Origin of the sequence: Acinetobacter johnsonii, from assembly GCF_048551975.1 — a bacterium.
Classification (GTDB): domain Bacteria; phylum Pseudomonadota; class Gammaproteobacteria; order Pseudomonadales; family Moraxellaceae; genus Acinetobacter; species Acinetobacter johnsonii_A.
Genome location: NZ_JBIMCF010000322.1, coordinates 1 through 251, shown reverse-complemented (window position 1 = coordinate 251; position 251 = coordinate 1). Strand labels below are relative to the sequence as shown.

Sequence of the window (251 nt, the reverse complement as noted above, 5' to 3'; positions counted from 1 at the left end):
ATACAAAAAATAATCAGATTAATTTGCGCTAAGAATAGCAAAAAAGTAAGTGAAAATAGTATCTCGGCGCGTATTTTCACAAAGTTATAACAACCAGCTGAATACATTCCTTGTATTGCTCAACTGTAGTGACTTTTAAGCACTTATTTGCACTTGTAATGCATGCAAAACTTCATAGTTGGTTGCATCCATCTGAATAGGCGTAATAATGACAAAACCATATTCCACATCGAAAAAGTCTTACTCAACCT

Annotated in this window: 1 pseudogene; it reads right to left on the bottom strand. The window is 33.5% G+C overall.

Annotation, left to right across the window (positions count from 1 at the left end):
• Positions 1 to 135: 135 nt before the first annotated feature.
• Positions 136 to 240 (bottom strand): annotated as a pseudogene (locus tag ACG9ZB_RS17650) (5'/3'-nucleotidase SurE); the annotation flags it as partial.
• Positions 241 to 251 lie beyond the last annotated feature (11 nt).